This window comes from Desulfuromonas sp. DDH964 (assembly GCF_001611275.1).
In the GTDB taxonomy this organism is placed as follows: Bacteria; Desulfobacterota; Desulfuromonadia; order Desulfuromonadales; family DDH964; genus DDH964.
Window position 1 is genome coordinate 3,685,208 of record NZ_CP015080.1, and the last position, 24,352, is coordinate 3,709,559.

Annotated in this window: 31 protein-coding genes; 29 read left to right on the forward strand and 2 right to left on the reverse strand. The window is 61.5% G+C overall.

The genetic code is table 11. The annotated features are described in order from the left end of the window. The first annotated feature begins 91 nt into the window (after positions 1-91). On the forward strand, positions 92-1,609 hold the full coding sequence (locus DBW_RS16790; RefSeq protein WP_066729890.1) for a DUF3943 domain-containing protein: 1,518 nt from the start codon (positions 92-94) through the stop codon (positions 1,607-1,609). 20 nt (positions 1,610-1,629) lie between these two features. After that, positions 1,630-2,196, forward strand: coding sequence for a phosphatase PAP2 family protein (locus DBW_RS16795; protein WP_066729133.1), 567 nt, complete (start codon positions 1,630-1,632; stop codon positions 2,194-2,196). Positions 2,197-2,284: 88 nt separating this feature from the next. Here the strand turns inward: DBW_RS16795 and DBW_RS16800 are convergent, their stop codons facing one another. Next, complete coding sequence (locus DBW_RS16800) at positions 2,285-2,782, reverse strand: hypothetical protein (protein WP_066729892.1); 498 nt, start codon at positions 2,780-2,782, stop codon at positions 2,285-2,287. A gap of 492 nt (positions 2,783-3,274) precedes the next feature. On the opposite strand from DBW_RS16800, the gene DBW_RS18850 reads away from it, so the two are divergent. From DBW_RS18850 to DBW_RS16815, 3 genes are read left to right on the forward strand one after another with little or no spacing between them, the layout of a single operon-like run. After that, entirely contained in the window at positions 3,275-3,646 is a 372-nt protein-coding gene (locus DBW_RS18850; protein WP_066729135.1) for a DUF4398 domain-containing protein, read from the forward strand. Between the two features lie 49 nt (positions 3,647-3,695). Continuing rightward, a complete protein-coding gene (locus DBW_RS16810; protein ID WP_066729137.1) occupies positions 3,696-4,688 on the forward strand; it encodes an OmpA family protein in 993 nt (330 codons plus the stop codon). A 37-nt stretch (positions 4,689-4,725) separates the two neighbouring features. After that, positions 4,726-4,965 (forward strand): CsbD family protein, encoded by a 240-nt coding sequence (locus DBW_RS16815; protein ID WP_335339847.1) that lies wholly within the window; start codon positions 4,726-4,728, stop codon positions 4,963-4,965. Positions 4,966-5,080: 115 nt separating this feature from the next. On the opposite strand, the gene DBW_RS16820 is transcribed toward DBW_RS16815, so the two are convergent. Further along, positions 5,081-6,295, reverse strand: a complete 1,215-nt coding sequence (locus tag DBW_RS16820) for an IS256 family transposase (protein ID WP_066728004.1) — start codon at positions 6,293-6,295, stop codon at positions 5,081-5,083. Between the two features lie 74 nt (positions 6,296-6,369). Between DBW_RS16820 and DBW_RS16825 the strand changes: the two genes are divergently transcribed. The 24 genes from DBW_RS16825 to DBW_RS16930 all read left to right on the forward strand — a co-directional run bounded on the left by DBW_RS16825 (position 6,370) and on the right by DBW_RS16930 (position 24,282). Beyond that, positions 6,370-6,591, forward strand: coding sequence for a hypothetical protein (locus DBW_RS16825; RefSeq protein ID WP_066729141.1), 222 nt, complete (start codon positions 6,370-6,372; stop codon positions 6,589-6,591). Between the two features lie 368 nt (positions 6,592-6,959). Further along, positions 6,960-8,072, forward strand: coding sequence for an Ig-like domain-containing protein (locus DBW_RS16830; RefSeq protein WP_197463674.1), 1,113 nt, complete (start codon positions 6,960-6,962; stop codon positions 8,070-8,072). Continuing rightward, positions 8,069-10,177, forward strand: coding sequence for an Ig-like domain-containing protein (locus tag DBW_RS16835; RefSeq protein WP_066729144.1), 2,109 nt, complete (start codon positions 8,069-8,071; stop codon positions 10,175-10,177). Before DBW_RS16830 ends, DBW_RS16835 begins: the two co-directional genes overlap by 4 nt. Positions 10,178-10,358: 181 nt before the next feature. Next, positions 10,359-11,435: an OmpA family protein gene (locus tag DBW_RS16840; RefSeq protein ID WP_066729147.1), complete on the forward strand. Its 1,077-nt coding sequence runs from the start codon at positions 10,359-10,361 to the stop codon at positions 11,433-11,435. 278 nt (positions 11,436-11,713) lie between these two features. Next, positions 11,714-11,989, forward strand: a complete 276-nt coding sequence (locus DBW_RS16845) for a DUF3185 domain-containing protein (RefSeq protein ID WP_197463675.1) — start codon at positions 11,714-11,716, stop codon at positions 11,987-11,989. 14 nt (positions 11,990-12,003) lie between these two features. Further along, the gene (locus DBW_RS18665) at positions 12,004-12,150 is read left to right on the forward strand and encodes a lmo0937 family membrane protein (RefSeq protein WP_157471930.1); all 147 of its coding nucleotides are present in this window, start codon (positions 12,004-12,006) and stop codon (positions 12,148-12,150) included. A 73-nt stretch (positions 12,151-12,223) separates the two neighbouring features. Further along, on the forward strand, positions 12,224-13,447 hold the full coding sequence (locus DBW_RS16850; RefSeq protein ID WP_066729149.1) for an OmpA family protein: 1,224 nt from the start codon (positions 12,224-12,226) through the stop codon (positions 13,445-13,447). A 102-nt stretch (positions 13,448-13,549) separates the two neighbouring features. After that, positions 13,550-13,705 carry a DUF3309 family protein gene (locus DBW_RS18290; RefSeq protein WP_082820417.1) on the forward strand — a complete coding sequence of 52 codons (156 nt, stop codon included), beginning with the start codon at positions 13,550-13,552 and terminating at the stop codon, positions 13,703-13,705. Between the two features lie 48 nt (positions 13,706-13,753). Further along, positions 13,754-13,945, forward strand: coding sequence for a Thivi_2564 family membrane protein (locus DBW_RS16855; RefSeq protein WP_066729154.1), 192 nt, complete (start codon positions 13,754-13,756; stop codon positions 13,943-13,945). Positions 13,946-13,982: 37 nt separating this feature from the next. Next, positions 13,983-14,306 carry a putative quinol monooxygenase gene (locus DBW_RS16860; RefSeq protein ID WP_066729894.1) on the forward strand — a complete coding sequence of 108 codons (324 nt, stop codon included), beginning with the start codon at positions 13,983-13,985 and terminating at the stop codon, positions 14,304-14,306. 71 nt (positions 14,307-14,377) lie between these two features. Then, positions 14,378-14,692: a BON domain-containing protein gene (locus DBW_RS16865; RefSeq protein WP_066729156.1), complete on the forward strand. Its 315-nt coding sequence runs from the start codon at positions 14,378-14,380 to the stop codon at positions 14,690-14,692. Positions 14,693-15,048: 356 nt separating this feature from the next. Then, the gene (locus DBW_RS16870) at positions 15,049-16,194 is read left to right on the forward strand and encodes a sensor histidine kinase (RefSeq protein WP_197463676.1); all 1,146 of its coding nucleotides are present in this window, start codon (positions 15,049-15,051) and stop codon (positions 16,192-16,194) included. 27 nt (positions 16,195-16,221) lie between these two features. Then, positions 16,222-16,521 carry a hypothetical protein gene (locus DBW_RS16875; RefSeq protein WP_066729161.1) on the forward strand — a complete coding sequence of 100 codons (300 nt, stop codon included), beginning with the start codon at positions 16,222-16,224 and terminating at the stop codon, positions 16,519-16,521. Between the two features lie 20 nt (positions 16,522-16,541). Next, positions 16,542-16,829, forward strand: a complete 288-nt coding sequence (locus DBW_RS16880; RefSeq protein WP_066729162.1) for a hypothetical protein — start codon at positions 16,542-16,544, stop codon at positions 16,827-16,829. 78 nt (positions 16,830-16,907) lie between these two features. After that, on the forward strand, positions 16,908-17,150 hold the full coding sequence (locus DBW_RS16885) for a helix-hairpin-helix domain-containing protein (protein ID WP_066729163.1): 243 nt from the start codon (positions 16,908-16,910) through the stop codon (positions 17,148-17,150). 269 nt (positions 17,151-17,419) lie between these two features. After that, complete coding sequence (atpD, locus tag DBW_RS16890) at positions 17,420-18,958, forward strand: F0F1 ATP synthase subunit beta (protein WP_082820418.1); 1,539 nt, start codon at positions 17,420-17,422, stop codon at positions 18,956-18,958. Further along, a complete protein-coding gene (locus DBW_RS16895) occupies positions 18,948-19,352 on the forward strand; it encodes a F0F1 ATP synthase subunit epsilon (protein ID WP_066729164.1) in 405 nt (134 codons plus the stop codon). The genes atpD and DBW_RS16895 overlap by 11 nt, the downstream gene beginning before the upstream one ends. Next, entirely contained in the window at positions 19,345-19,683 is a 339-nt protein-coding gene (locus DBW_RS16900; RefSeq protein ID WP_066729165.1) for an AtpZ/AtpI family protein, read from the forward strand. The genes DBW_RS16895 and DBW_RS16900 overlap by 8 nt, the downstream gene beginning before the upstream one ends. Next, on the forward strand, positions 19,673-19,993 hold the full coding sequence (locus DBW_RS16905; RefSeq protein WP_066729167.1) for an ATP synthase subunit I: 321 nt from the start codon (positions 19,673-19,675) through the stop codon (positions 19,991-19,993). The genes DBW_RS16900 and DBW_RS16905 overlap by 11 nt, the downstream gene beginning before the upstream one ends. Further along, positions 19,977-20,678, forward strand: a complete 702-nt coding sequence (locus tag DBW_RS16910) for a F0F1 ATP synthase subunit A (protein ID WP_066729168.1) — start codon at positions 19,977-19,979, stop codon at positions 20,676-20,678. Before DBW_RS16905 ends, DBW_RS16910 begins: the two co-directional genes overlap by 17 nt. 24 nt (positions 20,679-20,702) lie before the next feature. After that, positions 20,703-20,984, forward strand: coding sequence for a F0F1 ATP synthase subunit C (locus DBW_RS16915; RefSeq protein WP_066729169.1), 282 nt, complete (start codon positions 20,703-20,705; stop codon positions 20,982-20,984). A gap of 4 nt (positions 20,985-20,988) precedes the next feature. Next, a complete protein-coding gene (locus tag DBW_RS16920; RefSeq protein WP_066729172.1) occupies positions 20,989-21,819 on the forward strand; it encodes a F0F1 ATP synthase subunit B family protein in 831 nt (276 codons plus the stop codon). Beyond that, positions 21,809-23,395 (forward strand): alternate F1F0 ATPase, F1 subunit alpha, encoded by a 1,587-nt coding sequence (locus DBW_RS16925; RefSeq protein ID WP_066729174.1) that lies wholly within the window; start codon positions 21,809-21,811, stop codon positions 23,393-23,395. Before DBW_RS16920 ends, DBW_RS16925 begins: the two co-directional genes overlap by 11 nt. Next, the gene (locus DBW_RS16930) at positions 23,392-24,282 is read left to right on the forward strand and encodes a F0F1 ATP synthase subunit gamma (protein WP_066729176.1); all 891 of its coding nucleotides are present in this window, start codon (positions 23,392-23,394) and stop codon (positions 24,280-24,282) included. Before DBW_RS16925 ends, DBW_RS16930 begins: the two co-directional genes overlap by 4 nt. Positions 24,283-24,352 lie beyond the last annotated feature (70 nt).

The window sequence follows — 24,352 nt, forward strand, 5'->3', positions numbered from 1 at the left end:
GGCGCCGCAGCAGGCTCTGCGCCGAGGGGGCGCCGGATTGGCGCCAGACCGGCGCGGCCGCAGAGCGCTCAATTTTTTCACGCTGCATCGCATGCGGGCAAATCTCACCTGCCTGCGGACCCTTATCAATCCGCTCTTGCTGCTGGCCCTGCTGCTGCCGGTCCCCGGGTTTGCCGAGGATGCGACCCTCGACAGCAGGTCGCAGCAGGCCGCGCCAACGGCCTTTGCCGATGAAAAACCGAGGCCGGTGCTGCATTGGGGGGAAGGGGACGGCAAGAGTTACCTGGTCCCGGCCGCGGACATTGCCGGCTTTCTCTTCCTTCTCAATCAGTATGACCGGCATTTTATGGAGGACGAGGTCTACCATTCCAGTTTTTCGTCCTTCAAGGAGAACCTGACCGGCGGCTGGGTCACCGACAGCGACCAGTTTTCCATCAACCAGTTCATGCATCCCTATGCCGGGTCGATGTATTTCGGCTTTGCCCGTTCTGCCGGCCTCGACTACTGGGATTCCCTCGCCTATACCGCCGGCGGAAGCCTGCTCTGGGAACTGGCGGGAGAGACCAGTCCCCCCTCGATCAACGATGAATTCACCACCGGCTTCGGCGGGACGATCCTGGGCGAGCCGCTCTATCGCATGGCGAGCCTGTTGCTGGAAAGCGGCAATGGCCGGCCGGGATTCTGGCGCGAACTCGGCGCGACCGCCCTCTCGCCAGCAACCGGCATCAACCGTTTCGCCTACGGAAAACGTTTCAAGGGGGTCTTCCGCAGCAACAACCCGGCCGTCTTCACACGGTTCCAGCTCGGCGTGAACCTGACCGCTACGGTGAAATCGAACGTGAGCCGCAACGCCGCCACCGATGCCGAAGCGGTTCCGCAGAGCTACCGAGAAGGGGAGCCCATCGCCGACTTCACCATCGGCTACGGTCTTCCGGGGAAACCCGGCTACAGCTACACCCGCCCCTTCGACTATTTTGACTTTCAGTTCACCGCCGCCGGCAGCAACATTTTCGAGAACATCATCAGCCGCGGCCTGCTCTACGGCACCGACTATTCCGCAGGTGACAACTACCGCGGCGTCTGGGGCCTTTATGGCATGTACGACTACATCGCGCCGCAGATCTTTCGCGTTTCGACCACGGCACTCGGGCTCGGCACGACGGGCCAGTGGTGGCTGTCGGAACGGGTGGCCCTGCAGGGAACCGCCCTCGCCGGAGTCGGCTATGGCTCGGCCGGTACGGTGCGCGGCGCCGGGGAACGGGACTATCACAGCGGCGTCAGCCCGCAGGGCCTGCTGGCATCCCGTCTTATCCTCGCTGACCGGGCGGCCATCGACCTGGAGCTCCGGGATTACTACGTCAGCGGCCTGGCGGCTTCGGAAAGCGACGGGTCGGAGAATGTGATCCGCGCCGTCGCTACCCTCACCGTGCGGGTGTACAACCTCCACGGCATTACCCTGCGCTACACCTTTTCGCAACGGGATGCCGAGTATACCAACCTCAAGGACACCCAACAGACCGTAGCCGCTGTCAGTCTGGGTTACACCTATCTTGGCCAGACCCGCTTCGGCGCCGTCGACTGGCGGCCCCAAAGCGCTGGCGGACCTTAACCTTCCGGAGGATTTCAACCATGCGGATTCCTGGCAGCAAATACCTGGTGGTGTGCTGGATGCTCACGGCGCTCGGGCTGCAAGCTTCTCCGGCTACCGCCGGGAGCGATTACGGAAATGACGAGTTGGCGGCGGACGTCCTCACCGGCGTGGTGCCGCTTACCGGCCTGCTGGTGGCCTATTTCACCGACGATACCGAGGGGCAGAAACAATGGCTGCGCAATACCGCGGTGAACCAGGTCCTCGTCTCGGCGCTGCGGGTCGGATTCAATGAAACCAGCCTCGGCAAACGTCCCAACGGCAAGGGGTACGGTTTCCCCTCCGGCCATGAGGCCTTCGTCATGTCCGGTGCAACCTTTCTGGGCGAGCGCTACGGCTGGAAGTGGGGCACCCCCGCCTACCTGGCGGCGGCCTACGTCGCTTACGTTCGAGTGGACACCGACCATCATCGCTGGCGCGATGTCATCGCCAGCGGTGCCCTGGCCTATGGCGTCGCCCTGCTCACGGTCACCCCGGAACAGGCGACCCATCTGGCGCCCATCGTCGGCCCCGATTTCCTCGGCCTGCGCTGGCAGCGCTCTTTTTAAGGCCGCCACCGGGTTAGGGTTGCGGGTACCGGCCGGGCTGCCGGCCAGGCTCAGCCCTGGCCGGCAACCCGCACATCGCCCTTACCCCTTAAGGGTCCGGGTGCTTCTCCGCGCAATACCCCGTCGGATGCTGGTGCACATAGGCCGCGAGCCCCCGTTGAACCTGCCGTTTTTCTGGGTCCGAAAGGGGCTGATAGCCGCGGCCATAGGACCAGCCGTAGCCCCAGCGGTACCAGGTGGGAAACGCCGGATGCCCGCCCACCCGCGCGCCAAGGTACATGGTTTCCGCCAGTTGCGGATCGTTGGTCCGCGCCAGCACGCAGTCCCGCAAGGTCGCATCGGCCCGGTCGCGGTCGTCCGCACTCCCCCCCTGCCAATAGGCAAGGTCGTGATCCTGGCAACAGTCGCACCACTTGTCCCGCTCCGTGAAGGTGCCGTCGGGAAAGAGACTGCAGCCGTCGCTTGTAAAGGGCGCAAGCCCTGCCGACCCGGACGGACGGCTGCCGAGGCATGCCGGCAGGGAGAGTGCTGTCAGCAGTGCAAGCAAGGCCAGGGGAAAAGCCCGCCGGGCAGGTGGTGAATTCATGGCCGCATCCTTCCGCAGATCCGGACCCGGGGGGCTGGCGAACAGTCCCCGGGTCGGCTGCAAATCCTCGTTTTGAACCAGCGAACTTTTGCTTTGTCCCGCATTGTCCGGCCCGTCATATCTGACGGTTATGCCAAACTTGATGGCCGCCGCTGGCGGCCCTTTCTTCGACTCCTCCGTGCCAACTTCCCTTTCCTCTTTATATTCAATACCTTGCAAACCATGAATTGGCAGCCTGGCGGCGGCATGTTCGTTGCGAGTTAACAGTTTACACCAATGTGGGCGAAGGCGGTCTGTCTGCCGGAACCGAGCTGCAAACCTTCGACCGGCAAAGAGAGCAGCGGGCGCCGGCGGCAGGAAAGGATCGCGGCGCACCGTAGCGAGGAAGGTGCAAAAAGCGCTGTCCGGTTGCCGTCGAACCGAAACGGGCGAACACAACGATCGCGGAAAGCAGTTCAGGACCCCAACGCAAATGAACCCGAAGGAGTGGAAATGAAGATGAAGATCAGGATGTTGCGGAATGCGAGTCTGGCCACGGTGGTGATGGCATTTCTGGCCGGCTGTGCCGTCCCGGCGCCTGCCCCGGAAAAACAGTTCACCCTGGCCACCCAGTCGATTGCCGAGGCGGAAACTTCGGGCGCCACAGAGTTCGCCCCGGTCGAACTTAAATCGGCCCGGGACAAGCTGAGCCAGGCCAAGCTTGCCATGGGCCGGGAAGAAAACCTCCAGGCCGGGCGGCTCGCCGATGAAGCCATGGCCGACGCCAACTTGGCGGAAGCCAAGGCGCGCTCCGCCAAGTCGCAGAAGGTGGTGGCGGAACTGCAGGAAAGCATCCGTGTCTTGCGGGAAGAGATGCGCCGCTAATCGTCCGGTACCTGAATCATTACCGCTAATTTTCGCAGAGGAGACCACCATGAAGCTATTTTCGTCGCCCTTGATGCTGCTGCTCGGGGTGTCCGTTGTTGGCATGCTGCAGTCCGGGTGCAGCCCGGCCGTCGGAGACAATGCCCTGCTGGAACAGGCCCGATCGGCCTATGTCGAAGCCCAGAGCGATCCAGCCGTGCAGAAGAATGCCCCCCTCGAACTGCAAAAAGCAAAACTCGACCTCGATCAGGCAGACCAATCCCTGAAGGCGGGGGCCCCGGCTCCGGAAGTGGAGCACTACGCCTATCTGGCCAGGCAACGCACCGCCATCGCCCGGGAGGTCAGCAACGTGAAACTGGCGGAGCAGGCGGTGGAGGCGGCCAGCGAGGAACGGAACACGGTTCTTCTGCAAGCGCGGACCCGGGAGGCGGATCAGGCGGTGCGCCTGGCCGAGGAGCAAACCCGGAAAGCGACCGTTGCCGGCGAGCAGGCCCATGCCGCCCGTGAGCAGGCCGACGCCGCTCGCCTGCAAGCCGACGCCTCCCGTCTCCAGGCCGAAGCGCTGACCACCGATGCGGAAACGGCCAGGGCCGCGACGCTGGCGGCCGAAGCACAGACGAGGAAGCTGGAAGCAGAGATCGCCGAATTGCAGGCCATTCCTTCGGAACGCGGCCTGGTCATCACCCTGGGGGATGTTCTGTTCGACACCAACAAGAGCCAACTCCGCCCGGGAGCGCAGTACACCATCGACAAGGTCGCCGCGTTTCTGACCGAATACCCGACGCGGAATGTCCTGATCGAGGGGTTCACCGACAGTACCGGGGGGGTGGCCTACAACCAGCGCCTCTCCGAACAGCGCGCCGAAGCGGTGCGGAATCTGCTCGGGGCGAGCGGGATCGATTCCCGCCGGCTCCAGACCCGCGGCTATGGCGTCGAATTTCCCGTGGCCGGCAACGAAACGGCCGAGGGCCGACAGCGTAACCGGCGGGTCGAGGTCGTCATCTCGGATGAGGACGGGCGAATTCTGGAACGAAAACTTTGAGCGACCGCAACCCAGTGCAGGTCACGAGGCGGGTCGCATGCAGCGCAACCCTTTTAGCCGCAGCGAAGTTAACCACCAACATCGATGGGAGGACGTCATGAAATCAGGTACCAGAGACAAAGCGGAAGGCGTGCTGCACGAAATAAAAGGCAAGGCCAAGGAAGTGGCTGGAAAACTCAGCGACAATCCCAAACTGGAAGCCGAGGGGACGGCCGAGCAGATTGCCGGCAAGGTCCAGGGGAAGGTCGGCGTTATCAAGAAGGTTTTCGGTGAGTAATCGACCTCCCGTGGCATGCCCGGGCCAAAGAGCAGGCATTACCTCATCAGCATTGGAAAGGAACCCTATGAAGGCGGTGTAAATCAGTTTGTGTAAATGGCTTGGGTTTTTGTCGTCAGTAAACCGGCAACCTGCCTTCGAACAAGATAGAGAACTGGTTGAGGGCGGCCTTCCAGTCCCGAATCGGCAGGGTCCATTTCTTGGCGATATTGTTCAGCGCCAGGTAGAGCAGTTTGAACATGGCTGCGTCGTTGGGGAATGAGCCCCGGTTCTTGGTGACCTTGCGCAGCGACATGTTTAGCGATTCGATCGCATTGGTGGTGTAGATCACCTTGCGAATCTCCGCCGGGTAGGCGAAAAAAGGGGTGATTCTCTCCCAGTTCCGCCGCCAGGACTGGCCGATGGAAGGGTGGGTTTTATCCCACTTCGCTTCGAACTCCGTCAGGTTCATTTCGGCCTGCTCGGCCGTCGCGGCCTGGTAAATGGTCTTCAGATCGGCCGCCACTTCCTTGCGCTGTTTCCAGGAGACGTAGCGGAGAGAATGGCGCACCATGTGAACGAGGCAGAGCTGGACCTGGGTGCGAGGAAAGACCGCTTCGATGGCCTCGGGGAAACCTTTGAGCCCGTCCACGCAGGCGATGAAGATGTCTTCGACACCCCGGTTTTTCAACTCGGTCACCACCTGTAACCAGAACTTGGCGCCCTCGTTCTCGGCCACCCACATACCCAGGACCTCCTTGATGCCGTCCAGGGTGACGCCCAGGGCCAGGTAGACCGCTTTATTGCTGACGTGGCCGTTGTCCCGCACCTTAACCCGGACCGCGTCCATATAGACGATGGGATAGAGGGCGTCGAGCGGTCGGTTCTGCCAGATCTTGACCTCGTCCGCGACGGCATCGGTCACGCTGGAAATGAGGGCGGGAGAGACCTCGACGCCATAAATCTCTTCCAGATGCCCCTGGATCTCCCGGGTCGTCATCCCCCGGGCGTAGAGGGAGATGATCTTGCCGTCGAAGCCGGCGAAGCGGGTCTGGCCCTTGGGAATGATGAGCGGCTCGAAGCTGCTGTCCCGGTCACGCGGAACCTCGATCGGCAGTTTGCCGAATTCGCCCTTGATGGTTTTGGCCGACTTGCCATTGCGGGCATTGCCGCCTTTCGTGGCCACGGGAGCATGCTTCTCGTGCCCCAGGTGTTGGGTCAATTCCGCTTCCAAAGCTCGTTCCAGAAGGGCCTTGGTGAGCTGTTTAAGCAAGCCGGTTTCGCCGATCAGGTCTTCGGGCTTCTTGTAGTCGGCAAGCAGACGGTCCAGCAGATCTTTTTCGATGGCCATGGGGGCTCCTTAGAGGGTGGGGTCCCGGTGTACCCCTGAATGGCCATTTACACAATCTTTTTTACACCCTCCCTATGAAACCCTACACCTTGACCGGCATCATCCTGATAGTTATCGCGGTCGCGGCCTTTGTCTACCAGGGGATCAGCATAACCACCCGGGAGAAAGTGGTCGATCTCGGCCCATTGCACATGACCGCCGAAAAGACCCGAACCCTGCCGCTCCCTCCGATCGTCGGGGGATTCGCCCTGGTTGGCGGCATCGTGCTGCTGGTCATGGGGGCGAAAAAGAGCTGAGAAAAACCGGGGAAATCCTGGGTAGGGTGCACGGGGTACGGTCCTATTGCCCCGGCACGATTGAACTCGTTGGTGTGGTTTGATGCGGACCCGTCCCTGGCTGTTGGGTCTGTAGCTCAGCACACTGGAATCAGTCCGGGACCATCCGGGTTTGGCAGCGCCCCTGGGCGCGCCGGCTTTCTGCCTGGCTCTCGGCACACCGGAAAGAACCCCAAATGTATGAATGGACAGGAGGCACAATTGCCATGAGAAGAATCAGATTTCAACCTATTTATCGATTGCTCACCCTGATTGTCAGCGTTTTTCTGTTTTCAGGGTGCGGCGGAGACGGAAAAACCAGTCATTGGGATGGGGATCACCTACCCACGGTGACTTCAACTTCCCCGGCCGACGGGGAAATCGGGGTCGCCAGCGGCAATAACGTCACTGCGACCTTCAGCGAAGCGATGGCGCCAGAGACCATTACCAGTACAACTTTTCTTTTGCAGCAGGGCGGCGTTCCCATTGCCGGGACCGTTACCTATTCGGGCGTCACCGGGGTCTTCAACCCGACCGCCGGACTCGCTTACAACACCACCTATATCGCCACCATCACCACCGGCGCCAGGGACCTGACCGGCAATCCGTTGGCGGCAGCCCATGTGTGGAGCTTTACCACTGGCACAAACCCTGACACCACGGCGCCTACGGTGACCTCCAGCGTCCCGTCCAACGGGGGCTCCGGAGTCGCTATCGGCAACAACCTCGCCGCCACATTCAGCGAAGCGATGGAGCCGGGGACGATCACTCCGCTCAGCTTTACTCTGGCCTCAGGGGGAACCGCCGTTGCGGGGAGTGTGACCTACGCCGGCGTCACCGCGATTTTTAACCCGGCCACCGATCTCGCCTTCAACACCACCTATACCGCCACCATCACCACCGGCGCCAGGGATTTGGCCGGCAATCCGCTGGCGAATAACCATGTCTGGAGCTTTACCACCGGCGCGGCGCCTGACACCCTCGCACCTACCGTCACTCTCACCGTTCCGATCAATGGCGCCACCGGCGTCGCCATCGGCAACAACCTCTCCGCCACCTTCAGCGAGGCGATGGACCCGCTGACCCTCACCAACCTCAGCTTTTCCCTGGCCTCAGGGGGAACCGCCGTTGCGGGGAGTGTGACCTACGCCGGCGTCACCGCGATTTTTAACCCGGCCACCGATCTCGCCTTCAACACCACCTATACCGCCACCATCACCACCGGCGCCAGGGATTTGGCCGGCAATCCGCTGGCGAATAACCATGTCTGGAGCTTTACCACCGGCGCGGCGCCTGACACCCTCGCACCTACCGTCACCCTCACCGTTCCGATCAATGGCGCCACCGGCGTCGCCATCGGCAACAACCTCTCCGCCACCTTCAGCGAGGCGATGGACCCGCTGACCCTCACCAACCTCAGCTTTTCCCTGGCCTCAGGGGAACCGCCGTTGCGGGGAGTGTGACCTACGCCGGCGTCACCGCGATTTTTAACCCGGCCACCGATCTCGCCTTCAACACCACCTATACCGCCACCATCACCACCGGCGCCAGGGATTTGGCCGGCAATCCGCTGGCGAATAACCATGTCTGGAGCTTTACCACCGGCGCGGCGCCTGACACCCTCGCACCTACCGTCACCCTCACCGTTCCGATCAATGGCGCCACCGGCGTCGCCATCGGCAACAACCTCTCCGCCACCTTCAGCGAGGCGATGGACCCGCTGACCCTCACCAACCTCAGCTTTTCCCTGGCCTCAGGGGGAACCGCCGTTGCGGGGAGTGTGACCTACGCCGGCGTCACCGCGATTTTTAACCCGGCCACCGATCTCGCCTTCAACACCACCTATACCGCCACCATCACCACCGGCGCCAGGGATTTGGCCGGCAATCCGCTGGCGAGTAACCATGTCTGGAGCTTTACCACCGGCGCAGCGCCTGACACCACCGCTCCTACCGTGACGCTCACCGTTCCGATCAATGGCGCCACCGGCGTCGCCATCGGCAACAACCTCTCCGCCACCTTCAGCGAGGCGATGGACCCGCTGACCCTCACCAACCTCAGCTTTTCCCTGGCTTCCGGGGGAACCGCCGTTGCGGGGAGTGTGACCTACGCCGGCGTCACCGCAATTTTTAACCCGGCCACCGATCTCGCCTTCAACACCACCTATACCGCCACCGTCACCACGGCGGCTACCGACCTGGCCGGCAATCCGCTGGCGAGTAACCATGTCTGGAGCTTTACCACCGGCGCGGCGCCCGACACCCTCGCACCCACCGTTACGCTCACGGCCCCACTCAACGGAGCCAGCGGCCTCGCCATCGGCAACAACATCACCGCCACCTTCAGTGAGGCGATGGATCCGTTGTCCATCACCAACCTGACCTTCACCCTGAGTGACGGCGTCAATCCGGTCGCGGGCGCGGTCACTTACTCCGGCGTCCTCGCCGTCTTTAACCCCCTGGTCGATCTCGCCGCCAGCACCACCTACACCGCCACCGTCACCACTGCGGCCACGGACCTGGCCGGCAATCCCCTGGCGAGTAATCATGTCTGGAGTTTCACCACCGGCGTCGCCGCAGACACCACCCCCCCCACCGTGACCTCCACCGTTCCGATCGATCTCGCCACCGGGGTCGCTATCAGCAGCAACATCACCGCGACCTTCAGCGAGGCGATGGACCCGCTGACCCTCACCACCCTGACCTTCACCCTGAAAGAGGGAGTCAATCCGGTGGCGGGCGCGGTCACTTACATCGGCAACACCGCGAACTTCAACCCGACCCTCGATCTCGCGCCCAACACCCTCTATACCGCCACCATCACCACTGGCGCCACCGATCTGGGCGGCAACCCGCTGGCGAGCGACTATATCTGGGAATTCACCACCGTTGCAGCCCTGCCCCTTGGACCGCCCCCGGTCATTCTCGGCCTGGCCGAAAATTTTGCCGGACTCTCCAAAGCGGCCATCACCGATGTTCCCGCCTCCATCATCATCGGCGACCTTGGCGTCAGTCCGATCAGTGGCGCGGCGATCGGTGTAAGCTGCGCCGAAGTGACCGGAAATATTTACGCCGTTGACGCGGCCGGTCCCTTGCCCTGCACCATAATCGACCCGGTCATGCTGACCACGGCGGTCAGTAACCTGGAAACCGCCTACACCGACGCCGCCGGACGACCCGCCGGGGTCGGTCCCAACCTGAACCTTGGCAGCGGAACCGTTGCCGGGCAGACCCTGGCCCCGGGGACCTACACCTGGGGTTCCAATGTGACCATCACCACCGACCTCACCCTCAACGGCGGGCCGAACGATACCTGGCTGTTCCAGATCACCGGGACCCTCGATATCAGCCCCAATATGCAGGTCCTGTTGACCGGCGGCGCCCTGCCCAAAAACATTTTCTGGCAGGTCAGCGATGCCGTGACCCTTGGTACCGGTTCCCACTTTGAAGGGAATATCCTGGCGCAAACCAACATTGCCATGAATACCGGCTCCTCGATCAACGGCAGACTTCTGGCCCAGACTGCGGTCTCCCTCGATCACAGTACGGTTATTATTCCGGCCCCTTAAGGCATGGGGAACAACGCATGAAAACAGGCAAAAAGGCGGACAGTCAGGATTTCGACAATCGACCGGTCACCTTTTTGCCTGGCAAGCTCCCTCGCTCCCTGGCAACAGACGCCTGCAACGCAGACGGGTTGTCAGGGGCTAACAGACAATCGCCAACCACTGATTTCGAGGAGGATGCACCATGAATCGACACTGTCGCACCGCGCTGACGGTCATTGCCCTGGCCCTTTTACTCCCCTTTTCGGCGAACGCCGAAATTCGGCCCGGGTCGACCGAAGTAGGCGTGTTCGGAGGCTACAATCTCTTTGAAAAGAGCCAGAACCTGAATAACAACCCCCTGTTCGGCGGACGGGTCGGCTACAACTTTACCCGTCATTTCGGTATTGAGGGTGTGGTCGAGCATATGCGGACGGAGGTCGACGACGCGAGCATTACCGGCGCCAAGGAAGGCCAGTTCCGCAGCCCGACGAGTGATGTCAATCTTACTTTTTACCATCTCGATGCGGTCTATCACCTGATCCCCACCGGGAAGTTCAACCCCTTTATTCTGGTCGGGGTTGGCGGCGCCCACTACAGCCCGGAGATTTCCGATGGCGACATGCCGGTGCTTAATGCCGGCGTGGGGGCGAAATTCTGGCTGGCAGACCATGTCGCCCTGAGAGCCGATCTCAAGGACACCATGGTGACCGAAATTTTCCAGGAGACCTACCACAACCTGGGCGCGACCCTGGGCATCACCGTTGCGTTCGGCGGCGCGCAAAAGCCGATGCCGGCGCGGGCTGCGACGGCAGCCGCCAAACCGGCGGAACCGGTGGTGATCCTGGTGTCCGAGCCGAAGGCCGAGGAGAAGGTGGCGGTCGTTTGCGCCGAACCGGTGGCCGCGGACAAGGTCGTCGTCCTGGCGTTTGAAGATATCCATTTCGATTTCGACAAGGCGACCCTGACCCCGCAAGCCCAGGCGATTCTGAAGAGGAATCTCCGGGTCCTTCAGGAAAACCCCCATGCCAAAATCCGCATTGCCGGCTACACCTCGGCCTCCGGCAGCGACGCCTACAACCAGAAGCTGAGTGAAAGAAGAGCCAACGCGGTCAAGGATTTCCTCGTGCAGGAAGGGGTTGTGGCCCCTGACCGCCTGGAGAAAATCGGCTATGGCGAAACCCAGCCGACGACGTATGAAGCCGCACCCAAGGATCTCTATTCCCGGGCGGCAAAATCCAATATGCGTGCCCTGTTTGAGATCATCGTGAAAGACCGGTAACAAACGAACCGGAGTTAAAAGGCTCCCGCCACCAGACCAACCCGGCCAGCCCTATTCGCTGCATTTGGCAGAAACGTCAAATATGACGGATGGGGCTGGCGGCCGCACCCCCAACATGCTCCAATCCAGACAATCTTCCCCTTCATTTTCAAATACTTGCCAGCCAAACCAGGCACACACCGGGCTGGCATGCTCGTTGCGATTTACCTTTACCATAAGAAATCTGGAAACCAGGGTGGCCTTGAGGGCAAAGTCACTCTCCCGGAAAAGGAAAAGTCATGAAACCCTACATGTTAACCGCCATCCTTCTGATCGTTGCCGCAGTGGCGGCCTTTGCCTACCAGGGCCGCGCCCTGATAACCAGGGAGACCTTGGAGGATTTCAGAATGATGGCCCAGGCAACGAGTGCCCATCAACTCCTCCCGGTTTTGGGCATCCTGGCACTGGCCAATGGCATTGGGCTGCTGGTCAAGGGGAGAGGCTGGTCCAGGTTGCGTGAACGGCGGGATGGCTGCACCGTACCAAGGGAAACGTCGACCGAAAGAGCAGCATAAAAAGGAGAAACACCATGTTGTGGACCATCGCGATAATCCTGTTCATCCTGTGGGCGTTGGGGCTGGTGAGCAGCTACACCCTGGGTGGGTACCTCCACATTCTGCTGGTGGTTGCCCTGATCGTTCTGGTCGTCGGGTTCCTGCAGGGACGACGGGGCTGACGCCCAAGTCAAACCGTTGCGTCAATCAGCAACTCCCCGAGCTTGGGGAAAACCTTTCAGAGAGGACACGTTCATGATGAAAAAACAGTTCGCAAGAGGATTCCTGCTGCTGGCAGTTTCAGCCCTGTTCAGCGGCTGCGTCGGCATGAATTCGAGCCAGCCGCCGCTGACCTTCACCCCGCACACCTTTCCCGCGGGAGATTACACTCAGAAGGTCGATAACTTTCTTCTGGTTCTCGATGCTTCGTCGACCATGGGCATCAATGGTCAGCGCGACTTTTTGACCGCCAAAAATCTGATCGGCGCCATCAACCAGAGCCTGCCGACCGACCTGGACTACAACGCCGGGCTACGCACCTTCGGCCAGGACTCTCCGCGGATGGAGGCTTCCACCGACCTGGTCTACGGAATGACCAGATACACCCGGAGCGGCCTGCAGCAAGGCCTTGACGGCGTCAGCAAGACCGGCGGTACCAGCCCTCTGCCCAAGGCCCTTGAAGCAGCAGCGACCGACCTGAAAGGCGCGGCCGGGAAAACGGCGGTCGTCATCGTCAGCGACGGCCTGGAAGAGGCGAGCATGGGCGGCGCCCCGGCGGCCGCAGCCAAACTCAGAGCGGCCCTGGGGGACAAGCTCTGCACCTATACCATTGCTGTCGGCGGCGACCCTGTCGGCGAAAAATACCTGCAGGAAGTCGCCAAGGCCGGTGGTTGCGGATTTTCGGTGACCGCAGCTTCCCTGACCTCGCCCGACCAACTGGAGGCCTTTGTTGAAAGCGTTTTTCTCGACCGGAAAATGAAGTCGGCCGCGGTCGTGGCCGCACCCCCGGCAGCAGCCAAGGTTATGGTTGACGGCGATCGCGACGCTGACGGCGTGGTCGATTCCCGGGATCGCTGCCCCGACACCCCCAGAGGTGAAATCGTCGACGAGAATGGCTGCACCCTCAAACTGACCATGCACATCAACTTCGACTTCGACAAGTCGGACATCAAGCCGGAGTTCGCCGGGGAGCTGCAGAAGGCGGCCGATTTCATCCTCAAGAACCAGGATGTTCCCTACATTGCCATTGCCGGCTACACCGATGCGGTCGGTGACGATGCCTACAACCAGAAACTCTCCGAGCGCCGGGCCGCAGCGGTCAGGCAGTACCTGATCGAGAAATTCGGTATCGACGGCAAGCGTTTGGCCGCCATCGGCCGGGGCGAAACCGGTCAGGTCGCCAGCAACGAAACCGATGCGGGCCGCTACGAGAATCGCCGCGTCGAGGTCATCTGCTGCGCCGTGCTTCCGCCCTCGTAACGGTAACCCATCCTGGCCCGGGGACTTCCCCCGGGCCGGGGATATGCCACAAAACCTGGCGCGAGTAATTGTACCGGCGCCCGTTGAACAAGGAGCACAGACATGCTCGGAACCATTTTAATCGTCGTCATCCTGCTGCTGTTGCTGGGAGCCTTGCCCACCTGGCCCCATAGCCGCCAATGGGGCTACCTGCCGAGCGGCGGACTGGGGACGATCCTGTTGATTCTCCTCATCCTGATACTGTTCGGCAGGATTTAACGGCCCGGGACCGCCTGGTACCGGCCAAAGTTGGGAGGTGAATAGATCATGTCGCTACTTAACGTCGTCATCGCTTTGGTGGTGATCGGCTTTGGACTCTGGCTCATCAACCGCTTCATTCCCATGGCGGGGTCGATCAAGACGATTCTGAATCTCGTGGTGGTGATTGTCGTCCTTGTCTGGCTGCTGAACATTTTTGGCGTCATCAGCCATTTTCCCGACCTCCACCTCGGCCGGTGATCCCGTTGCAAGCACCTCATGATATGGGATGGAAGCCATGATCGATGCCACCATCAAGATGTCCATGCCCCTGGACAAGCGCAGGGAAATTCTGCAGACCATTCAGACCCTGCTCGATCCGATCCGCAACGAACCCGGATGTGCCAGCTGCTATTGCTCCGTGGATACGGAGGCTGACCACATCCTCATCTTCCGGCAGGAGTGGAATACCAACGAGGACCTGGCCACCCACCTCCAATCGGACCATTTCGGAGTCCTGCTCGGGGTGATGAAGCTCCTCTCCATCGAGCCGGAGATCCGTTTCAACAGCATTGCCACCACCTCAGGTGTGGAGGCCATTACCAAGGCACGAACGCGCTGAAGGCCGGCTTCGCTTCACCGCGATTGGATATAGAGCACCAACAATGGTCATTGACCAAAAAGGAGAACCCCATGTTCACAAAAAATCGCATTCTGAGTTTCCTCGCCTGTTTCATCCTGGCGGCCTCCTTCACTGGCTGCGCTGCAACCGCAAAGCATGAAAGCACCGGCCAGTATGTCGACAACTCGGTCATCACCTCCAAGGTGAAAGCCGCCATCTTCAACGAGCCGACCCTGAAAAGCCTGCAGATCACCGTCGAGTCCTTCAAGGGGGAAGTGCAGTTGAGCGGCTTCGTCGATTCTGCGGCCAGTGTTAAGAAGGCCGGCGATGTGGCCCGCAGCGTTGAAGGGGTCGTCTCGGTGAAGAACGACCTGATCGTCAAATAACGTCCCAACTTCCTGAAGAGAAACACCGTGTCCATCAGCCCGCTCCGTCAGGAGCGGGCAAGGGGTAGGGGTAGCGGCATCCCTTTCCCGCTCGTTGTTTTACAAGCCGCACCGCTTCCCGCCGGCCAGTTCCTCTACCGTCCAGACTAGCAGCAGCTCAGATTGGCACAGGCGTACCTTGGGATGGAAACGCACCGGAGAGAGAAAGGGACACCATGCGCAAGGGAAAGGACGAACCTGCACGGGTATCCATCCCGGCGTTGAATCCGCCAGCGAATCCCGAGCTGCGCCTCCGTGCAGAAGCGCAACACGCGGCCCGCCCAGTCAACACGCATCCTTTTCGCAACGCGGAGGAAGTGCAGCGGCTCGTCCATGAACTCGAAGTTCATCAGATCGAACTGGAGATGCAGAACGAGGAGCTGCGCCAGGCGCGGGACGAGGCGGAGAATGCTCTCGACAAATATACCGACCTCTACGATTTCGCCCCGGTAGGCTACCTGACTCTCGACCGTGAGGGGCTCATCGGTTCCGCAAACCTCTTTATTGCCGGCCTGCTCGGCGTCGAGCGCAGACGCCTGCCAGGCCGGCGGCTGGGCCTATTGGTCGCCTTCTCAGCCCGCCCTGCCTTCAAAACCTTTCTCGAGACGGTCTTTTCCGGTCGAACCAAGCAGTCCTGCGAGGTGGCGCTGCTCAGTTATTCCCGGCGCTCGCATTTTGTTCAGATTGAGGCCCTGGTCGCCGCGTCCGGGCTGGAATGTCGGATGGCCATTATCGACATTACCCGGCGCCGCGAGTTGGAAGAACAGATCAGTGCACAGCACCGGGCGCTGGTAGCAGCCAACATCGAACTGGATGCCTTCAACTACACCATCTCCCACGACCTGCGCGCACCGCTGACAATTATTCATGGCTACGCCCAAATCCTGCGCGCGCAGTGCGGCGAGCAGCTCCCGGAATTGGCCAAGGGCTTTTTGGAAAAAATCAGCGCCGGCACCATCGGCATGAACATTCTCCTCAAAACCCTGCTCGAATTGTCACGGGCCACGCACGTCGAAATGGAGCGAAATCAAGTTGACCTGAGCCACATGGCTGAGCAAATAGCCACGGGGCTCGAAATATTGCGGGGGGAGCGCAGGATCACTTTCCAAATTGCCACGAGAATCATCGTGAATGGCGATCCCGAGCTGTTGCGCGTGGTCCTGATCAACCTGATCGGCAATGCCTGGAAACACTCCGCGCGGCAGGAAGAGGCGGTCATCGAAATTGGCGTTACGGGAGGAGACGAGAATCCGGCCTGTTTCGTCCGCGACAACGGTCCGGGGTTCGAGATGGCCCATGCTGACAAACTCTTCCTCCCCTTCCAACGGCTCCCCGGAACCACCGTCGAGGGGTGCGGTGTCGGCCTCTCCACGGTTGAGCGGATTATCCGGCGTCATGGTGGCCGGGTGTGGGCCGAAAGTGAACCGGGCAAGGGAGCGACCTTTTTCTTCACCCTGGGATAACCCAGTCAAGTTCTGGAGGTTACCGGTATGAACAGACGCACCGAGTTTGTCGAACAGTTATCTGCACAAATAACCGAATGTAACTGGCAGATCGACCGTCTTCAGAAGGCGGCAGCGAACGCTTCCCCGGCGGAGGAATCTGAATATTCACTGGCCGCCACAATCCTGCAGCAAAAACGGGAGCGGGCGGCGGAAATACTGGGCTCGCTGGCGGTGCACCGCAACCCCCATTGGCAGCAGCTGAAGGCAGATGCGGAAGAACTCTGGCGAGTTCTCAGGGATCTTTTAGGAGCACTCGATGTGGGGCAAGACCAACCCAGATCGTAGCGACAGGCAACGGAGGTGTCATGGATAAGCGAACCGAGTTCGTCGAAAAACTTTCGGCTCAGATGGTCGAATGGGATGTGCAGATCGAACAGCTGCGCGACAAAGCGGAGGCTTCAAGTGCCGAGGAGAAGTTTGACTATGCCCAAACCATCGACGCCTTGCAGTTGAAGCGGGACCAGGCGGCGAAAAAGCTGCAGGGAATCGCGATGGCCAGCGAGGACGAATGGAAGGACATGAAGGACGGCGCGGAACAGATCTGGAGCGAGGTCAAGACCTTCTTCCGAGAGACCATCGTGAAGACGCAATGACCAGCTCCGGTGGGTCGGCAAAACCTGCCCACCGGCCTTCAAACAATGGATTTCAACATTCAGACCGAGGAGTCTTCCATGAAAAACCCCATGAAGGAACTGCAGCAACTCGACGGGATCGGGAAGGTCTTGGGGCAACGCCTGGTCGAAGCGTCCTACGACACCATCGCCAAGGTGGCGGCCGCAGAAGAAAAGGGTTTGGCGAGAATAGCGGGAATGAACCCAAAAAAGGTTCAGTCCATCGTAACCCAGGCCCGGAAGCTGACGGGGGAAGCGGAGATAAGTCATCACACCTGGCTGAACGCCAGGAGCAGGAAGTAAAGCCTCGCCGCCGCACACCCGACAGTCTCGCCCCCCTGCCGATTCAGCTCCAGAAAGGAAATGGCGGCCAGTTGCTCATCGGGCATGTCGGCGCTAAGCTGTTGAGGGACAATTATGAACCCCTAATGTCGAAGTTCGGAAAAGTCGCCCGGCCGCCAAGGAAATGGCGCGGGTGGTGCGACAAGGCAGGGCGATCCTCGGCAAGCGCTTCACGACAGCGGCGGTTCCCGGCTTCGAGCCCACCGCCGCCGCGGCACGACGGTGGCTGAATGACATCTGACGTTTCGATACCCACTTCTGGGCACGAGGGCCGGGCGGAGCACCCCGGGCCCGCCGGCACGCCGGCCAACTCCGGCGTGGTGGTTGCGGTGCGCGGCAGCGTGGTGGATATCCGATTCGCTGACCATCTGCCGCCGATCTATTCGGTGCTGCGCGCTGGCGAAAACGGGCGGATCGTTATCGAAGTGCTGGCCCAACGCGACGCGCACTGCGTGCGCGGAATTGCCTTGACCCCCACCCAGGGCCTCGCGCGCGGCATGGCGGTGACAGATACGGGCGGCCCCCTGCTGGCACCGGTCGGCAAGGGAATTCTTTCGCGCATGTTCGATGTGTTCGGCAACGCCATCGACCGCCTGCCGGCGCCGGCCGATATTCAGTGGCGCACCGTCCATCGCGCGCCACCGACGCTGGCGCAACGGTCCACCCGGACCGAGATCTTCGAGACCGGGATCAAGGTGATCGATGTACTGATGCCCCTGGAGCGCGGCGGCAAGGCGGGTCTGTTCGGCGGCGCCGGTGTAGGCAAGACGGTGTTGCTCACCGAGATGATCCATAACATGATTGGCCGCCAGGAGGGGGTCAGCATTTTTTGTGGTATCGGCGAGCGCTGTCGCGAAGGAGAGGAACTGTACCGGGCGATGCAGGACGCCGGGGTACTGTCGAACATGGTGATGCTCTTCGGGCAGATGAACGAGCCGCCGGGTAGCCGGTTCCGGGTCGGACATGCGGCGCTGACCATGGCCGAATACTTTCGGGATGACGAGCATCGCGACGTTCTGCTCTTGATCGACAATATTTTCCGCTTCATCCAGGCCGGTGCGGAAGTCTCGGGCATGCTGGGGCAGATGCCGTCGCGGCTGGGCTATCAGCCGACCATGGGCACCGAACTGGCGTCCCTGGAGGAGCGCATCGCCAATACCGAGAACGGCGCCATCACCTCCATCCAGGCGGTCTATGTCCCGGCGGATGATTTTACCGATCCGGCGGCGGTGCACACCTTTTCACATCTCTCTGCGTCGATCGTCCTTTCCCGCAAGCGGGCGAGCGAAGGGTTGTACCCGGCCATCGACCCGCTCCAGTCGAGTTCCAAGATGGCGACTCCCGGCAATATCGGGGAGCGCCACTACCGGCTCGCCCAGCAGATCCGGCGAACGCTGGCCCAATACGCGGAACTCAAGGATATCATCGCCATGCTCGGCCTGGAGCAGCTTTCCCCCCAGGACCGCCAGGTGGTGGCCCGCGCCCGCCGACTGGAGCGCTTTCTCACCCAACCCTTTTTCACCACCGAAAAGTTCACCGGTCTCAAGGGGAGGCTCGTCAGCCTGGAAGAGGCGCTCACCGGTTGTGAACAGATCCTCGGCGATGAGTTCAAGGACTATCCCGAGAGCGCCCTCTACATGATCGGAACGATTGACGAAGCGAAATCGGGCGGGAAAGCGGTCCCCGCTGCAACCAGCGGGAATGCCACAACCGTGGCTGCCCCGACCCGCGCGGCAAAACCGCAACCGGAGCGCAGAGATGGACCTTGAACTCATGCAGCTCAAGGTCCTGCTCCCTTTCCGGATTTTCGTCGAAAAGAGCGGCGTGACGCGGATGGTTGCGGAGACCCGCGAGGGGTCCTTTGGCCTGCTGCCCCGCCGGCGCGACTGCGTCGCTGCCCTGGCGCCGGGAATCCTGATCTTCGAAACCGCCGCCGAAGGGGAGATCTTCCTGGCCGTGGATGAGGGGGTGCTGGTCAAAACCGGCCGGGAAGTGCTCGTTTCGGTGCGCAACGCCGTGGTGGGAACCGACCTCGGGCAGTTGCACGCGGTGGTGGAACGGGAGTTTCGCAACCTGGACCAACGGGAGCAGAGCGTACGTTCGGTAATGGCGAAAATGGAGAGCGGGTTCATCCGCCGCCTGGCGGAGTTCCAGCATGACTGAAACTCCGGCAAAGCAGAAATCGAAGGACCGGGCCGGATTCAGCCAGGAAGTCGGCAAAAAGGCGGCCCGTAAACTTAAGGCCCGGAATCAGGGCACCCCGGGGATCTGGTTCGGACTTGGCATGATGGGGCTGATCGGCTGGTCGGTGGCGATTCCGACCCTGCTCGGTGCGGCGCTCGGTCTCTGGTTGGATAAACAGCATGCGGGCGGGCATTCCTGGACCCTGGCCTTGCTGGTGGGCGGCCTGACTCTCGGCTGTTTCAACGCCTGGCATTGGCTGGCCAAAGAAGAGCGGGCCATGCGGGAGGAGCAGGAGGACGATGACAACTGAAACGCTGCTTCTGGTACTGGTATTGGTAGCAGGCATTGCTCTGGGTGGACTGTTTTTCGGCGGCCTCTGGTGGACAGTGCAGAAAGGGGTGTCCTCCGACCGGCCGTGGCTCTGGTTCTGTGTCAGTCTGATCCTGCGCAGCGGGCTGGTGCTGATCGGCTTCTACCTGGTAGCCGCCGGGGATTGGCAGCGCCTGCTGCTCTCTCTGCTCGGTTTCATCCTGGCGCGCCTGATCGTGACCCGTCTCACCGGCAGGGGTGAAAAGTCTCCTTGTCTGACAAAGGGAGCCCAGCATGCGCCTGAGTCCTGACGAGATTATTTTCTGGCAACAGGGGTTTTTCAAGCTCAATGCCACCATTCTCTTCACCTGGGCGTTGATGCTGGTGCTGGGCATCGGTTCTGCCCTCGTCACTCGCCGGCTTGCTACCGGACTGGAACGGTCCCGCTGGCAGAACCTGCTGGAAATCGTCGTCACCGGCATCGAGAAGCAGATCGGGGAAGTCGGCCTGAGTCAACCGCGGAAATATCTCGCCTTCATCGGTACGCTCTTTTTGTATATCGCCGCCGCCAACCTCTGCACTGTCTTCCCCGGTTTTGAGCCACCGACGGGATCGCTTTCGACCACGGCGGCCCTGGCCCTGTCTGTTTTCATCGCCGTACCACTGTTCGGCATTGAAGAGCAGGGAGTGGCCCACTATACCCGGTCGTACCTGGAACCGACGGTGATCATGCTGCCGTTCAACCTCATCAGCGAGATCTCCCGCACCCTGGCGCTGGCCATCCGCCTGTTCGGCAACATGATGAGCGGAACGATGATCATCGCGATCCTGCTGACGATTACCCCCTTCATCTTCCCGATCCTCATGACCCTGCTCGGCCTGCTCACCGGCATGGTGCAGGCTTACATTTTCAGCATCCTGGCCACGGTCTACATTGCCGCCGCAACCCGGGTCCAAAAAGAGGGAACTCCCCCAGGAGAGAGCCTTGAAGCCTGAACAACCACCCGCAAAGGAGGAATCATGGACAGCCTGACCTGGATCGCGATGATCTCCATTTTCACCGCCGGAGCCACCACCAGTTTCGGCTGCCTGGGACCGGCGCTGGCGGAAGGGAAGTCGGTTTCCACCGCGTTGAACTCCCTGGCCCAGCAGCCTGACGCCTCCGCGACCATCACCCGCACCCTCTTCGTCGGCCTGGCGATGATCGAATCGACGGCCATTTACTGTTTCGTGGTCTCGATGATCCTGATCTTCGCCAACCCGTTCTGGAACCACGCTATCACCCAGGCCCCGGGAAAGTAACCCGATGTTGATCGATTGGTTTACGGTCGGCGCGCAGGTGCTCAATTTTCTCCTTCTGGTCTGGTTGCTGAAACGCTTCCTTTACCAGCCGATTCTCCATGCCCTCGACGCGCGGGAAAAGCGGATTGCCGCCGAGCTTGCCAACGCCGACCGGCAGCAGGCCGAGGCCCGGCGGGAACGTGAAGAGTACCAGCAAAAAATCGAAGAGTTCGCCCAACAGCGCACCGCGCTCTTGAACCAGGAGATAGCGGCGGCGAAAGTCGAAGGGCGGCGGCTGCTCGACGCTGCGCGGCAGGCGGCCGACGATTTGAGCGCCAAGCGCCTGGAAGCGCTGAGAAGCGAGCTTCATAGCGTGCAGCAGGACCTCCAGCGCAGGGTGCAGCGGGAAGTTTTTGCCATCGCGCGCAAGGCGCTGGGCGAACTGGCTGCGACCAGTCTGGAAGAACGTCTGGCCGGGGTGTTGCTGGCTCGCTTGCGCGAACTGGACGACGAGGCGCGAAGCGCCTTCTCCACCGCCCTTGGCAATGCCTCGTCTGCCATGCTGATTCGCAGCGCCTTTGACCTGCCGACGGCACAGCGGGCGGCACTGCAAACGGCGCTTAACGAAACCTTCGCGGCAGCAATCGAGGTTCGGTTCGAGACCGCGCCCGAATTGATCAGCGGCATTGAGCTCAGCGTTAATGGGCAGAAAGTGGCCTGGAGCATCGCCGAATATCTGACCTTCCTGGAAAAAGAGGTCGAAAAACTGATCGACGTGCCGAAGCTGACGGCAGCCCTGGCCAAGCCTGCCGCTGAAAAAGCTATTGGGACAGGGGGCCAAAGCGATGGATCCTGAACCGCTCCAGGACCTTCTTGACACCACCTTTTCCAGGATTCGCCAGGGACGGGAAGCGTTCACCCCGCAACTGACACCGCGGGAGGTAGGCACGATTGCCAGTGTCACCACCGGCATCGCCAAGGTAGTGGGCCTGCCTGGCGTCGGATTTGACGAATTGGTGATCTTCCCCGGCGACCTTCTCGGCATTGCCTTCAACCTGGACCCGGAGGAAATCGGCGTGGTGCTGCTGGGCGACTACTGGCATCTCCAGGCCGGCGCGGAAGTTCGGCGCACCGGCCGGGTCATGGACGTCGCCGTCGGCACGGAACTGCTTGGTCGTGTCATCGATCCCCTCGGCCGCCCCCTCGATGGCAAGGGACCGCTGGCCAGGGACCAACGCCTGCCCGTCGAGCGCCCGGCCGCCGCCATCATGGATCGCGCGCCGGTGCAAACACCCCTGCAGACTGGCCTCAAGGTTATCGATGCCCTCATTCCCATCGGCCGCGGGCAGCGCGAGTTGATCCTCGGCGATCGCCAGACCGGGAAGACCGCCATTGCCATCGACACGATTCTCAATCAGCGCAGCCAGGACGTCCTGTGCGTCTATTGTGCCATCGGCCAGCGCGCCTCCGCCGTGGCCAAGACCGTGGCCAGCTTGCGCGACCAGGGCGCGCTCGACTACTGCGTGGTCGTGGTGACCGAGGGGAACGACCCGCCGGGCCTCGCCTACATTGCCCCCTACGCGGCAACCAGCATCGCCGAGGCGTTCATGGAAGCGGGCCGGGATGTCCTGATTGTCTATGACGATCTCACCCATCATGCCCGCGCCTATCGCGAACTCTCCCTGTTACTGCGGCGTCCCCCGGGACGCGAGGCCTTTCCCGGGGACATCTTTTATATCCACTCGCGGCTGCTGGAACGGGCGACCCATCTGAGCCCGAACCTCGGCGGCGGCTCGCTGACCGCGCTGCCGATTATCGAAACCGACGCCCAGGATATTTCTGCCTATATCCCGACCAACCTGATTTCCATCACCGATGGCCAGATCTACCTCTCGCCCTCCCTGTTTGAGCTGGGTGTGCTCCCCGCGATCGACGTCGGCAAATCGGTGTCGCGGGTTGGCGGTGCCGCGCAGCACGCCGCCTACCGGGGCGTGGCAGGCGATCTCAAGCTCGCCTATGCGCAGTTCGAGGAGCTCGAAACCTTTTCCCGCTTCGGCGCCCGACTGGATGAGCATACCCGTCAGGTCATCGCTCACGGCCGCCGCATCCGCGCCTGCCTGAAACAGCCGGAATTTTCTCCGGTCCCGGTCCCGGCGCAAATCGCCGTGCTGCTGGCATTGACTGCGAAGCTGTTCGAACCGGTGCCCCTTGAGGTCATGCCGGAGGCCGAAATGGCCGTGCGCGAAGCTGCGGCCAAACTCCCGCCAGCGGTGACCGAACGCCTGGTGACCGCCGATCAATTAAGTAGCGAGGATCGCGAAACGATTCTCCAGATCGCGCGCACCGCGCTGGCCCCCTTCCAGGCCGAACCCGATACCGGGGAATCAACGGAGCGTGACCCCGCCACGCCACCACCCGCGGCACCGCCATGAGCGAAACCACCGTCAGTTTGCGGCGCAAGATCAGGGGTGCCAGTGAACTCCAGGCGGTGGTTCGCACCATGAAGGCCGTCGCCGCTTCGAGTATCGGTCAATACGAAAATTCGGTCCGTGCCCTGGCCGACTACTATCGCTCCGTGGAACTTGGACTGGGCGCCTGTTTTCGGGAAAATGGCGCACCCTCCTTGTTTGCAGAACCGCAGAGGACAGGAGTTGCCGGAACGATCGGCGCCGTGGTGTTCGGCTCGGATCAGGGGCTGGTGGGGCAATTCAATGAGCTGGTCACCGATTTTGCAATTGAAACCCTGGCGGCATTGACACCGCCTAAAATTGAAGTCTGGGCCGTCGGTGAACGGGTGCAGGCGCGACTGGCGGACGCGGGCCTGCCGCTGGCGGGAATCTTCGCGGTGCCCAACTCCGTCAAGGCGATCACGCCACTGGTCGGGCAGCTTCTCCTGGAGAGCGAGACCCGCCACCACACCGGGGGGATCAGCGAACTCCGGCTCTTTTACAACCGCCCTACCTCCGGAGCAATCTACACTCCCGTCAGCCAGCGCCTGCTGCCGTTGGACGAAGCCTGGTGCGCCAGCGTGACGGAACGTCCCTGGCCGCCGGGCAGCTTGCCCGAGGTGCTGGGGAGCCATGCGGCAACCTTGCAGGCGCTGATCCGGGAATATCTTTTTGGATCGCTGTTCCGGGCCTGTGCTGAATCCCTGGCAAGTGAAAACGCCAGTCGGCTGGCGGCCATGCAGCGCGCCGAAAAGAACATCGGCGAGTTGTTGGAGGTCCTGACGCAGGATTTCCATCGGTTGCGCCAGAGCGGCATTGATGCGGAACTATTCGACGTCATCTCCGGTTTCGAGACGCTGGGCCGGGAATGAACCCTGCCCTTGGCGCCTCCCTGCAATACGAAAGTATCGATCTGCAGGCCGGCGATACCGGAGCAGGGGT

Bases quoted from the DNA above. Each gene is read 5' to 3' on its own strand.
- DBW_RS16790 (WP_066729890.1), top strand. From the start codon at position 92: ATGCGGGCAAATCTCACCTGCCTGCGGACCCTTATCAATCCGCTCTTG.
- DBW_RS16795 (WP_066729133.1), top strand. From the start codon at position 1,630: ATGCGGATTCCTGGCAGCAAATACCTGGTGGTGTGCTGGATGCTCACG.
- DBW_RS16800 (WP_066729892.1), bottom strand. From the start codon at position 2,782: ATGAATTCACCACCTGCCCGGCGGGCTTTTCCCCTGGCCTTGCTTGCA.
- DBW_RS18850 (WP_066729135.1), top strand. From the start codon at position 3,275: ATGAAGATGAAGATCAGGATGTTGCGGAATGCGAGTCTGGCCACGGTG.
- DBW_RS16810 (WP_066729137.1), top strand. From the start codon at position 3,696: ATGAAGCTATTTTCGTCGCCCTTGATGCTGCTGCTCGGGGTGTCCGTT.
- DBW_RS16815 (WP_335339847.1), top strand. From the start codon at position 4,726: ATGCAGCGCAACCCTTTTAGCCGCAGCGAAGTTAACCACCAACATCGA.
- DBW_RS16820 (WP_066728004.1), bottom strand. From the start codon at position 6,295: ATGGCCATCGAAAAAGATCTGCTGGACCGTCTGCTTGCCGACTACAAG.
- DBW_RS16825 (WP_066729141.1), top strand. From the start codon at position 6,370: ATGAAACCCTACACCTTGACCGGCATCATCCTGATAGTTATCGCGGTC.
- DBW_RS16840 (WP_066729147.1), top strand. From the start codon at position 10,359: ATGAATCGACACTGTCGCACCGCGCTGACGGTCATTGCCCTGGCCCTT.
- DBW_RS16845 (WP_197463675.1), top strand. From the start codon at position 11,714: ATGAAACCCTACATGTTAACCGCCATCCTTCTGATCGTTGCCGCAGTG.
- DBW_RS18665 (WP_157471930.1), top strand. From the start codon at position 12,004: ATGTTGTGGACCATCGCGATAATCCTGTTCATCCTGTGGGCGTTGGGG.
- DBW_RS16850 (WP_066729149.1), top strand. From the start codon at position 12,224: ATGATGAAAAAACAGTTCGCAAGAGGATTCCTGCTGCTGGCAGTTTCA.
- DBW_RS18290 (WP_082820417.1), top strand. From the start codon at position 13,550: ATGCTCGGAACCATTTTAATCGTCGTCATCCTGCTGCTGTTGCTGGGA.
- DBW_RS16855 (WP_066729154.1), top strand. From the start codon at position 13,754: ATGTCGCTACTTAACGTCGTCATCGCTTTGGTGGTGATCGGCTTTGGA.
- DBW_RS16860 (WP_066729894.1), top strand. From the start codon at position 13,983: ATGATCGATGCCACCATCAAGATGTCCATGCCCCTGGACAAGCGCAGG.
- DBW_RS16865 (WP_066729156.1), top strand. From the start codon at position 14,378: ATGTTCACAAAAAATCGCATTCTGAGTTTCCTCGCCTGTTTCATCCTG.
- DBW_RS16875 (WP_066729161.1), top strand. From the start codon at position 16,222: ATGAACAGACGCACCGAGTTTGTCGAACAGTTATCTGCACAAATAACC.
- DBW_RS16880 (WP_066729162.1), top strand. From the start codon at position 16,542: ATGGATAAGCGAACCGAGTTCGTCGAAAAACTTTCGGCTCAGATGGTC.
- DBW_RS16885 (WP_066729163.1), top strand. From the start codon at position 16,908: ATGAAAAACCCCATGAAGGAACTGCAGCAACTCGACGGGATCGGGAAG.
- atpD (WP_082820418.1), top strand. From the start codon at position 17,420: ATGACATCTGACGTTTCGATACCCACTTCTGGGCACGAGGGCCGGGCG.
- DBW_RS16895 (WP_066729164.1), top strand. From the start codon at position 18,948: ATGGACCTTGAACTCATGCAGCTCAAGGTCCTGCTCCCTTTCCGGATT.
- DBW_RS16900 (WP_066729165.1), top strand. From the start codon at position 19,345: ATGACTGAAACTCCGGCAAAGCAGAAATCGAAGGACCGGGCCGGATTC.
- DBW_RS16905 (WP_066729167.1), top strand. From the start codon at position 19,673: ATGACAACTGAAACGCTGCTTCTGGTACTGGTATTGGTAGCAGGCATT.
- DBW_RS16910 (WP_066729168.1), top strand. From the start codon at position 19,977: ATGCGCCTGAGTCCTGACGAGATTATTTTCTGGCAACAGGGGTTTTTC.
- DBW_RS16915 (WP_066729169.1), top strand. From the start codon at position 20,703: ATGGACAGCCTGACCTGGATCGCGATGATCTCCATTTTCACCGCCGGA.
- DBW_RS16920 (WP_066729172.1), top strand. From the start codon at position 20,989: ATGTTGATCGATTGGTTTACGGTCGGCGCGCAGGTGCTCAATTTTCTC.
- DBW_RS16925 (WP_066729174.1), top strand. From the start codon at position 21,809: ATGGATCCTGAACCGCTCCAGGACCTTCTTGACACCACCTTTTCCAGG.
- DBW_RS16930 (WP_066729176.1), top strand. From the start codon at position 23,392: ATGAGCGAAACCACCGTCAGTTTGCGGCGCAAGATCAGGGGTGCCAGT.